Source organism: Glutamicibacter sp. 363 (assembly GCF_052379505.1).
GTDB lineage: Bacteria > Actinomycetota > Actinomycetes > Actinomycetales > Micrococcaceae > Glutamicibacter.
The window spans coordinates 39874-47626 of sequence record NZ_JBQSYR010000030.1 but is presented as its reverse complement, the minus strand read 5'-3'; the positions used below and the strand labels follow the sequence as shown (position 1 = coordinate 47626).

Here is a 7753-nt window from a genome sequence, read left to right as displayed (position 1 = left end):
TGGCAGGAATCCCGGCGTGAACAGCAGATGTCCCTAGCTCAGGCGCTTTCGCCCTTTTGCGCGAATCACCGACTGGCCGAAACTTCGGCCCTTCTGGCTCTGACCCTGTTCGATCATGCGCTTGTACGCTGGCTTGATTCTCCGCAGCGCACCCTGCGCGAGGTCTTGGATGAGGCCTTCGATTTCGCTGCGATGATTGACGACAAGTGGGCCGTGAAGTCCTGATCCTGCACGCTGAGCGAGGCAAGCGCAGTACTTCCAAGGCGTTCGTCAAAGGGGTAGGCCGTTGAGAATCCTCAGCTGGGCATGACCTGAGGCACCGGAAATTCCGCCGAACAAACGGTTGATGATCGGATCTTTGCGCCCTAGGCAAGATCGCTGTGCTTGGGTACCTTGCGCACGTAAGCTGAACCTACCTAGAAGTCGCAGGTGGCTTGCTGGGATTATGGTCAAAGGTGGATCCCACCGAGTTCCCAAGCATGATAGAGAGCACCAACGAATGAGCATGGAAAGTGCCGCTTGGCATTCCCTTTGGAAACTGTCAGGCGACAAGGGCAAGGCCTACGCTTCCACCACTCCTAAACGAGTGCTCGGCTTCGCCGCCGGCTACAAATCACGCCTGCTGGTATTCGTGCTCTTCTCCATCCTGGCCGCAGTGCTCGCCGTCATCACGCCGGTGCTCGCCGGCCGAGTAGTCGATGAAATCGTGGCCCAGTCCGGGATTCGGATCATCATCAATCTCGCGTTGATCATGGCGGTCATCGCGATCCTGGACTCAGTGGTTTCCGTGGTGGTCCGCTGGTTCTCGTCGCGATTGGGCGAGGGAATCATCTACGACCTGCGTACCGCGGTCTTCGACCATGTGCAGAAGATGCCGGTCGCATTCTTTTCCAGAACCCGTACCGGTGCACTGGTCAGCCGCTTGAACAACGATGTCATCGGTGCGCAGTCCGCTTTCGCCGGAACCCTCTCGGGCTTGGTGTCCAATACCGTGGCGCGTATTCTCACCGCGGCGGTCATGTTCAGCACCTCCTGGCAGGTCACGCTCATCGCGCTGGTGCTCTTGCCGTTCTTCTTGCTTCCAGCCCGCCACTTCGGCAAGTCCGTGGCACTGCTTCGTCGTGAATCTGCGGAACTGAATGCAACCATGGGCAACCAGATGACCGAACGCTTCTCTGCTCCCGGCGCCACCTTGATCAAGCTCTTCGGCCGCCCCAAGGACGAGTCCGAGCAGTTTGCCCTGCGTGCGGGCAAGGTCCGCGACATCGGCGTGAAGATGGCCATGCGCCAGTTCTACTTCGTGGCAGCACTGACCCTCGTTGCCGCGCTGGCCCTGGCCTTGGTCTATGGTCTGGGCGGCATGTACGCGGTGCGCGGGGATTTGGCCGCCGGCGATGTGGTGGTGCTGGGCATGCTGCTCACTCGGCTCTACACTCCGCTGACCGCGCTGGCCAACGCCCGCGTGGAAATCACCAGTGCACTGGTCAGCTTTGACCGCGTCTTCGAGGTGCTTGACCTTGAGCCGCTGATTGCCGATGCGCCCAATGCCCGCGTCTTGGACGCCGGCCCGGTCAGCGTGAAGTTCAACCAGGTCAATTTCTCCTACCCGAGTGCGGATAAGGTTTCGCTGGCTTCGTTGGAAGAAGTGGCGGTCTTGGATACCCGCGGGGGCGAAGAAGTGCTGCACGACATTAATTTCGAGATTCCTGCCGGGCAGACCTTTGCGCTGGTCGGCTCCTCGGGCGCGGGTAAGTCCACCATCGCTTCGCTGCTGGCACGCCTGTATGACGTGGATTCGGGCAGCGTGGAATTGGCTGGCGTGGATATCCGCCAGCTGCAACTCGGATCGCTGCGGTCCACGGTGTCCATGGTGACCCAAGATGGCCACCTGTTCCACGAGAGCATCCGCTCCAACCTCACCTTGGCCAGGCCCGAAGCTACCGAAGAGCAGATTTGGGAAGCGCTGGAACGTGCCCGGCTCAAGCCGGTCATCCAGTCCCTGCCCGACGGCCTGGATACCGTAGTGGGTGAACGCGGCTACCGGCTGTCGGGCGGCGAACGCCAGCGCATGACCATTGCGCGCCTGTTGCTGGCGGCGCCCCAGGTGGTCATCCTGGATGAGGCGACCGCGGCGTTGGACTCGTCGAATGAGGCGGCGGTGCAGGCGGCTCTGGGCGAGGCGCTGGAGCACCGCACTGCGCTGATCATCGCCCACCGCCTGTCGACCATCCGCTCCGCCGACCAGATCCTGGTCGTGGAGGGCGGGCGCATCGTCGAGCGCGGCACCCACAGCGACCTGCTGGCACTTGGCGGGCGCTACAGCGAGCTGCACGCCACCCAGTTCGCGCAGTAGCGCGCCGGTTCGGAGGTTCCGGAGGTGATCAGGTACCAGCTGGAACTGCCGGATGCGGGATCAGTCCGCGGCGGCCACCAGCTGACGGCCCAGTTCACGGGCGGCTTCCTGCAATACCGGCACGGCCCTCTTCGTGAAGGCCTCATCAACTCGGGTCACCGGGCCGGACACCGAGATGGCCATGGGCGTTGGCGCGCCCGGTACCGGCACCGCGATGCAGCGCACGCCCAGTTCCTGCTCTTCCTCGTCGATGGCGTAGCCACGTTCGCGGGTGGCCTCGACATCGGTGAACAGCTTGCCCAGGGTGGTGATGGTGTTGGCGGTCTTCGGCGGCATGCCGGCCTGCGAGACCAGGCGCTGCACGCGCTCGTCGTCGAGGACCGAGAGCACGGCTTTGCCGACCCCGGAATTGTGCAGCATGGCGCGGCGGCCGACCTCGGTAATCATGCGCATCGAATGCGCTGACTGGACCTGGGCGATGTAGGTGACCATGTCGCCATCGAGCACAGCGATATTCGCCGATTCGCCCAGTTTCGCGACCAGTTCCTTCAAGGCAGGGGAGGCCAAGGCGCCCAGCTGGCGGTTGGCTACCTCGCCGAGCCGGATCAGCCGCGGGCCCAGCGAATAGCGGCGGTTGGGCAGCTGGCGCACATAGCCGACGCCCACCAGGGTGCGCAGCAGCCGGTGGATGGTCGGCAGCGGCAGAGGAGTGTCGGCGGCAAGCTCGCTGAGCGCCGCTTCGCCGCCGGCCCGCGCGATGACTTCCAGGAGCTCAAAAGCACGTTCGACTGACTGGACGCCGCCGGTGGTGGACTTGCTGGCAGTCTGCGTCATCTTTGCTCCTCGTAAAGGCCTTGGTTTTCGGAAACGGACTGCACTTTTCTTCTACGATGCGAAATCCTAGTCCCAAGAATAGCGCAGAAACAGCCATTTCTTCCACGATCCGATATTGAGCCGTCAAAAAATCGTGCTCCGCACCACAAAACACTCTTGCATTTTCATTTTGAGGATAATAGTATCCACTATACGGAAACTTTTTACAGGAGGAACTGATGGCAGCACCAAGCCCGGGGTATTCATTGACGCTTCGCGTACAGACGCCAGCTTCGATCACCGCGACCAGCGAACTGGCCAGTGCTGTTGGCTCGGCCGGCGCCCACATCACCGCCTTGGACGTCACTGAATCGCACCACACCCACATGGTGGTCGACGTTTCCTGCAACACCACCGACGTCTCCCACGGCGAAATCGTGCGCGATGCGCTGAACAACCTCGACGGCGTGAGCGTGCGCAACATTTCGGACCGCACCTTCCTGATGCACCTGGGCGGAAAGCTCTCGGTCACCCCCAAGGTGGCCCTGCGCAACCGCGATGACCTCTCCCGCGCCTACACCCCTGGTGTTGCCCGCGTGTGCTTGGCCATCGCCGAGAACCCCGCCGATGCACGCAACCTGACCATCAAGCGCAACACCATCGCTGTGGTCACCGATGGTTCAGCCGTCCTTGGCCTGGGAAATATCGGCCCAGCCGCCGCCCTGCCGGTCATGGAAGGCAAGGCCGCGCTGTTCAAGCAGTTCGCCGACGTCGATGCCTGGCCGGTCTGCCTGGACACCCAGGACACCGATGAGATCGTGAAGATCGTCAAGGCTCTGGCCCCGGTCTACGGAGGGGTGAATCTCGAGGACATCGCGGCACCGCGCTGCTTCGAGATCGAAGCCCGGCTGCGCGAAGAACTGGACATCCCGGTCTTCCATGACGACCAGCACGGCACCGCCATCGTTACCCTGGCTGCCCTGCTCAATGCGGTGAAGGTCGTGGAGAAGAAGATCGCCGACCTGCGCATCGTCCTCTCCGGCGTGGGCGCCGCCGGCAACGCGATTATCCAGCTGCTGATGGCCCGCGGGGCGAAGAACATCATCGCCTGCGGACGGGCTGGGGCGATCAACCGCAGCGAAAGCTATGCCGATGCGCATCGCAGCTGGCTGGCGCAGCACACCAATCCGGAAAACTTCACCGGATCCCTCAAGGAAGCCATGGTCGGCGCGGATGTCTTCATCGGCGTTTCGGCACCGAATGTGCTCGATGAGAACGACATTGCCGCCATGAACGAGCGCGCAATCGTGTTCGCCATGGCTAACCCGGATCCCGAGGTGGACCCGGAGATTGCCGGCCGCCATGCGGAGGTCGTCGCCACCGGCCGCAGCGACTTCCCCAACCAGATCAACAACGTCCTGGCATTCCCAGGTTTCTTCCGCGGGCTGCTGGATGCAGGGGTCATCGAGATCACCGACGCCATGCTCCTAGCCGCAGCGGATGCCATTGCCGCCCGGGTCAGCGCATCAGAGCTCAACCCCGGATTCATCATCCCGTCGGTGTTCGACCCACAGGTCGCTGCCGATGTCGCTACAGCGGTGCAAGAAGCGGCGGCCGGCAAGTAGGCCCCGCGCGCAAGACCTTCAAGGTGCACGTCAACGCACCGATCATTGGAACAGAGCACAAGAAGCAAGGAGCAATCCATGAGTATTGAAATCACCGCCATCCCCGACGTCGCAGATGCCAAGCAGATCCTCTCGCCCGAAGCACTGGCCTTCATCGAGAAGCTGCACCAGAAATTCGTCGGCACCCGCGACGAGCTGCTGGCCGCACGCGGCGTGCGTCGCCAGCAATTCTCCGCCGCCAAGTCCATCGACTTCGATCCGGAAACAGAATCCGTGCGCACCGGCGACTGGAAGGTCGCCGAAGCCCCTGAGGCGCTGCGCGACCGCCGCGTGGAGATCACAGGCCCGGCCTCCCCGGCCAAGATGGCCATCAACGCACTGAACTCCGGTGCGAAAGTCTGGTTGGCCGACCTGGAAGATGCCTCGACCCCGAGCTGGTTCAACGTCATCGACGCGATTTCCAACCTCTCGGCCGCCGCCCGCGGCACCTTGGCCTTCACCGATGCGAAGAGCGGAAAGTCCTACGCGCTGCGCACCGACGCGCCACGTGCTGTCGTGGTTGTCCGCCCGCGCGGCTGGCACCTGCCGGAGAACAATGTGCGCATCGACGGCAAGCCGGCCGTGGGCGCGCTGGTGGACTTCGGTCTGCACTTCTTCCACAACGCCAAGGTGCTCGCCGAGTCCGGCCAAGGCCCGTTCTACTACCTGCCCAAAATGGAGCACTACCTGGAATCGCGCCTGTGGAATGAGGTCTTCACCTTCGCTCAGGAACAGCTCGGCATTGATTACGGTACCGTGCGTGCCACGATGCTCATTGAAACCATCCCGGCAGCCTTCCAGATGGAAGAATTCCTCTACGAACTACGCGACCACGTTTCGGGACTGAACGCCGGGCGCTGGGACTACCTGTTCTCGATTATCAAGACCTTCCGTGAAGCCGGCGAAGCGTTCATCATGCCTGACCGCTCCGCGGTCTCGATGACCGCGCCAATGATGCGCGCTTACACCGAACTGCTGGTCAAGACCTGCCACAAGCGTGGTGCCTTCGCCATGGGCGGCATGGCAGCCTTCATCCCGAACCGCCGCGAACCAGAAGTCACCGCTGCCGCCTTCGACAAGGTCCGCGAGGACAAGACCCGCGAGGCCAATGACGGTTTCGACGGCTCGTGGGTGGCCCACCCGGACCTGGTGGAACTGTGCAAGGAAATCTTCGACGCGAAGCTGGGCGAAAAGCCGAACCAGCTCGATCGCCAGCGCCCGGAGGTAGAGGTCACCGCAGCCCAGCTGCTGGATGTGGCCAGTGCACCGGGCGATGTCACCGAAGCCGGGGTGCGAGCCAACCTCTACGTGGCAGTGAATTACGTGGCCGTCTGGCTTTCGGGCAACGGCGCGGTCGCCATCCACAACCTGATGGAAGATGCCGCCACCGCCGAGATCTCCCGCTCGCAGATCTGGCAGCAGATCCGCAACAAGGTGGTCGCGGCCGACACCGGCAACACCATCACCGCCGAACTGGTCGCTGGCATTCTTGCCGAAGAAGTTGAACGCCTGCGCGGCGAGGTGGGCAATGAAGAGCACTTCAATGCCTACTACCAGCCGGCAGCGGAGCTGATCGCCAAACTGACCAGCGGCAAGGACGAGGACTTCGCAGACTTCCTCACCACCGGTGCCTACGAACTATTGGAAAAGGAATACGTGACCAAGCCATGAGCAGCACCTTCGATGAGACCACGCTAGCCAGCGTAGAAGCAAAGCTGGCCGCCACCGACCGGCTGCTGGAAACCTCTTACCCGGGAGACTCCGGCGCGCGCCAGCCGATCCACACCGTGTACGTCCCAGGGGACAAGTACACCGCGGATCTGCCTGCCGCCTGGGGTGCCAACGCCCTGGCCGCCGCGGGCGACGCCGCAGGCCTGGCCGAGCTCGCCGCGAAGCTGAACTTGGCCGAGCCCGAGCGCCTGGGCGAGCTGGTCGCCGCGAAACTGGTTAGCGAACCCATCGAAGACCTGCGCCTCGATTTCGAGGACGGCTACGGCAACCGCCCGGATGCCGAGGAGGACGCAGCAGTCATCGCTGCCGCCGACTCGGTGTCCGCGGCGGTATCCGCTGGCAAGGCTCCGGCCTGCATCGGCATCCGCTTCAAATGCTTCGAGGCCCCCACCCGGGCCCGCGGCATCCGCACCCTGGACCTGTTCATCACCCGGCTGCTGGAAAACGGGCCGCTGCCCGAAGGCCTGCGCCTGACCCTTCCGAAGGTCACCACGGTGGCGCAGGTCGAGGCCATGGTGCACCTTGCCGAGCAGGTCGAACGGGTCCATGGTCTGGAAGCTGGACGGATCCGTTTCGAGGTGCAGGTGGAAACCCCGCAGGTCATCCTGGCCGCCAACGGAACCCATCCGGTAGCCCAGCTGATCGCCTCGGGCAAGGGCCGGGTCTCCTCGCTGCACTACGGCACCTACGACTACTCCGCCTCGCTGGGCGTGGCCGCCGGCTACCAGTCCATGGAGCACCCGGTGGCAGACTTCGCCAAGGACGTCATGCAGGTAGCCGTGGCCGGCACCGGCGTGGAACTGTCCGACGGCTCCACCAACATCATCCCGGCCGGCGACCCGGAGAACATTGCAGCCGCCTGGGAGCTGCACGCCCGTCTGGTGTCCCGCCACCTGTCCCGCGGCATCTACCAGGGCTGGGATATGCACGAAAACCACCTGGTCACCCGCTACCTGGCAACCTTCGCCTTCTTCCGCGAAGGCCTGCAGGCAGCTGGCACCCGGTTGCGCAACTACGTCCACCAGATCAACTCGGCCATCATGGACGAACCAGCCACCGCGCGTGCCCTGGCCCGCTACATCCACCGCGGGGTCGCCTGCGGTGCTGTCACCGCCGACGAGGTCACCGAACTGGCCCAGATCACCCTGCCCGAACTCGAGACGATCGCCTTGAACCGCTCCCACGCCTAAGG

Annotated in this window: 6 protein-coding genes; 5 read left to right on the top strand and 1 reads right to left on the bottom strand. The window is 63.5% G+C overall.

The window, feature by feature from the left end; genetic code table 11:
• On the top strand, positions 1 to 225 hold a 225-nt coding region (locus ACT3UA_RS16055; protein ID WP_444617313.1), incomplete at its 5' end, for a hypothetical protein.
• Positions 226 to 499: 274 nt separating this feature from the next.
• Entirely contained in the window at positions 500 to 2353 is a 1854-nt protein-coding gene (locus ACT3UA_RS16050) for an ABC transporter ATP-binding protein (protein WP_444617311.1), read from the top strand.
• Between the two features lie 60 nt (positions 2354 to 2413).
• Here the strand turns inward: ACT3UA_RS16050 and ACT3UA_RS16045 are convergent, their stop codons facing one another.
• A complete protein-coding gene (locus ACT3UA_RS16045) occupies positions 2414 to 3187 on the bottom strand; it encodes an IclR family transcriptional regulator (protein WP_096282724.1) in 774 nt (257 codons plus the stop codon).
• 218 nt (positions 3188 to 3405) lie between these two features.
• On the opposite strand from ACT3UA_RS16045, the gene ACT3UA_RS16040 reads away from it, so the two are divergent.
• The 3 genes from ACT3UA_RS16040 to ACT3UA_RS16030 all read left to right on the top strand — a co-directional run bounded on the left by ACT3UA_RS16040 (position 3406) and on the right by ACT3UA_RS16030 (position 7751).
• Positions 3406 to 4791, top strand: a complete 1386-nt coding sequence (locus ACT3UA_RS16040) for an NAD-dependent malic enzyme (RefSeq protein WP_096282722.1) — start codon at positions 3406 to 3408, stop codon at positions 4789 to 4791.
• A 78-nt stretch (positions 4792 to 4869) separates the two neighbouring features.
• Positions 4870 to 6501, top strand: a complete 1632-nt coding sequence (gene aceB / locus ACT3UA_RS16035; protein ID WP_096282720.1) for a malate synthase A — start codon at positions 4870 to 4872, stop codon at positions 6499 to 6501.
• Positions 6498 to 7751, top strand: coding sequence for a DUF6986 family protein (locus ACT3UA_RS16030; RefSeq protein WP_096282718.1), 1254 nt, complete (start codon positions 6498 to 6500; stop codon positions 7749 to 7751). The genes aceB and ACT3UA_RS16030 overlap by 4 nt, the downstream gene beginning before the upstream one ends.
• The last annotated feature ends 2 nt before the right edge of the window (positions 7752 to 7753 follow it).

Bases quoted from the DNA above. Each gene is read 5' to 3' on its own strand.
- ACT3UA_RS16050 (WP_444617311.1), top strand. From the start codon at position 500: ATGAGCATGGAAAGTGCCGCTTGGCATTCCCTTTGGAAACTGTCAGGC.
- ACT3UA_RS16045 (WP_096282724.1), bottom strand. From the start codon at position 3,187: ATGACGCAGACTGCCAGCAAGTCCACCACCGGCGGCGTCCAGTCAGTC.
- ACT3UA_RS16040 (WP_096282722.1), top strand. From the start codon at position 3,406: ATGGCAGCACCAAGCCCGGGGTATTCATTGACGCTTCGCGTACAGACG.
- aceB (WP_096282720.1), top strand. From the start codon at position 4,870: ATGAGTATTGAAATCACCGCCATCCCCGACGTCGCAGATGCCAAGCAG.
- ACT3UA_RS16030 (WP_096282718.1), top strand. From the start codon at position 6,498: ATGAGCAGCACCTTCGATGAGACCACGCTAGCCAGCGTAGAAGCAAAG.